Source organism: Parvibaculum sp. (genome assembly GCF_035511255.1).
In the GTDB taxonomy this organism is placed as follows: Bacteria; Pseudomonadota; Alphaproteobacteria; order Parvibaculales; family Parvibaculaceae; genus Parvibaculum.
In genome coordinates this window covers 1-2110 of record NZ_DATKFR010000242.1, presented here as the reverse complement: position 1 = coordinate 2110, position 2110 = coordinate 1, and the positions used below count along the sequence as shown (strand labels likewise).

The 2110-nt window shown below is 63.2% G+C and carries 2 protein-coding genes and 2 pseudogenes; all 4 read right to left on the bottom strand.

The window, feature by feature from the left end; all coding sequences use genetic code 11:
- Nucleotides 1–143: pseudogene (locus VMR03_RS18985) on the bottom strand (MFS transporter); the annotation flags it as partial.
- A 195-nt stretch (nucleotides 144–338) separates the two neighbouring features.
- Complete coding sequence (locus VMR03_RS09750; RefSeq protein WP_325404658.1) at nucleotides 339–1304, bottom strand: hypothetical protein; 966 nt, start codon at nucleotides 1302–1304, stop codon at nucleotides 339–341.
- Nucleotides 1305–1347: 43 nt separating this feature from the next.
- A complete protein-coding gene (locus tag VMR03_RS09745; RefSeq protein WP_325404657.1) occupies nucleotides 1348–1776 on the bottom strand; it encodes an EamA family transporter in 429 nt (142 codons plus the stop codon).
- Nucleotides 1777–1905: 129 nt separating this feature from the next.
- Nucleotides 1906–2110: pseudogene (locus VMR03_RS09740) on the bottom strand (ribonucleotide-diphosphate reductase subunit beta); the annotation flags it as partial.

Here is a 2110-nt window from a genome sequence, read left to right as displayed (position 1 = left end):
GGGAAACCGAGATCGGCATTCATGGTCAAGGCCGCGAAGCCGACATTCACACGGTCGAGGAAGCTCACCATGTAGAGCAGGATCATCAGCGGGATGATCCGGTGGCTGGCGCGCGCGAATAGGCGGCGCTCATCGGTGGTCAATGCGGTCGTGGGTCCCCTCCCCGGCTTTTGGGCGTGACCATAGGGGAGCGGGGGGGCGCGCGCGAGACCAAATACGCCATGTCATCCCGGCGAAAGCCGGGACCCATTGGCCTCTCGGCATATGACCACGACTGCCGCCACGAGTTGACAGGCGAGTGGGTCCCGGCTTTCGCCGGGATGACAATTATTTTTGAGTTATTGAGGCAGCTTCTTCAAACCCTCGATCGCGGGTTTCGGGGCGCGGGCTTCCGTGAAGAGGCCCCAGAAGGCTTCTTCGGGATGGTGGCCGGCGACGGGGTTGAAATCCTGCGTCCGCCAGGGGGCGTCGAAGGCGGCAAAATAGCTGAAGGCGTGGGATTTCGACGGCGGCATCTGGCGTTCGAGCGCCCGCCAGAAGGCGGCCTGCTTGCCCTCGTCATAACCCATCTCGGCCGGGCCGGTGGGAAGGCCGGTTTCCTTGATCAGGATCGGCCCGCAGAAGGCATCGGCGAGCTTGTCGACGATCTTTACGTCGAAATCGGCCCAGTTGTCGGGACCGGCCGTCTTGAACCAGCTTTCGAAGACCGGATGGACGTTCACCAGCAGGAAATCGAGGTCGTCGCGGACGTCGCTGGAATCGCTTTCGAGAAATTGCGCGAAGGGCTCGGACACGGTGATCGGCAGGTCCGGCACGCGCTCGCGCGTCAGCTTCACATAGCGGGCGAGCTCGGCCCATGTGCCGCGCTTGCCGAAGACGATCTCGTTACCAAGCGAAAGGCCGACCACGAGTTTCGGGTAGCGCTTGGCGAGTTTCAGCGCGTTGGAAAGTTCCTCGGAATCGCCGGGCGACCAGATGCCGATGATCACGGCCTTGTAGCCGAGTTCCTGCGCGATGCCCGGAATGAGTTCGGCGCCGTCGCGGGCCGAATAGGTGACGATGGCGTCGAACCAGGGACGCAGCGTCTTCAGGTCGGCGCGGATGCTGTCGGCGTCGGCGGGCGTCACATTGCCGTCGACCACTTTCAGCGAGGTCGGCGTGTAGGTGATGAAGCGGTCCTTCGCCATCGCGTCCTCGAGACGGTGCAGCGCGGGCGCGACCTTGGCGCGCGGCTCGCAAGGCTCGGCCGCAGAGGCGGCGGTGGCGAAAAACGACAGGATGATGACGGCGATGAGTGTGCGCATGGGCGGAAGGTTAGGCCAGCGGCGGGCGAATGAACAGTGACATTCAGAGCGCGACGAGGATCGCGCCGAGGCCGATCAGGGCGACGCCGATCCAGCCGGTCGCCGACAGCTTCTCGCCGAGGAAGACAGCACCAAAGATCGCGACCATGACGACCGAGAGCTTGTCGATGGGCGCGACCTGCGCCGCCTGCCCGATCTTCAGGGCACGGAAGTAACATATCCACGAGCCGCCGGTGGCGAGGCCCGAGAGGATCAGGAAGGTCCATGTGCGGGCGGAGAGCGCTTCGGGCCTTTTGAGTTCGCCGATGGCGGCCAGGATCAATGCGAGCGTCACGAAGATGACGACGGTGCGGATCAGCGTCGCGAAGTCGGAATTGACGTTCTCGACGCCGAGTTTGGCGAAGATCGCCGTCAGCGCCGCGAAACAGGCGGAAAGGAAGGCCCAGAAGATCCAGGAGGTGGTGAGGTTCATGGCCTTATCTCCTCCCCACGCCGTCACCCCGGACTTGTTCCGGGGTCCAGGGGCGTCAAATGCTCAACCAGCCGCCCCTGGATCCCGGCATAAAGCCGGGATGACACCCATATATTTATCCAGCCCTCTTCAATCGAAAGCTTCGTCCCAGGTGCCCTTGGTCGAGGCCTTGGAATATTCGGTCGCGCGGTTTTCGAAGAAGTTCGCGTGCTCGATGCCGTTCAGCATCTCGTCCATCCAGGGCAGCGGGTTCTTGTCCGTGCGGTAGATGGGCTGGAGGTTCAACTGCGTCAGGCGGCGGTCGGCGATGTAGCGGATGTAGTTCTTCACCTCG

What these genes read in the sequence shown, in the direction of transcription:
- VMR03_RS09750 (WP_325404658.1), bottom strand. Translation starts at nt 1,304, where the DNA reads ATGCGCACACTCATCGCCGTCATCATCCTGTCGTTTTTCGCCACCGCC.
- VMR03_RS09745 (WP_325404657.1), bottom strand. Translation starts at nt 1,776, where the DNA reads ATGAACCTCACCACCTCCTGGATCTTCTGGGCCTTCCTTTCCGCCTGT.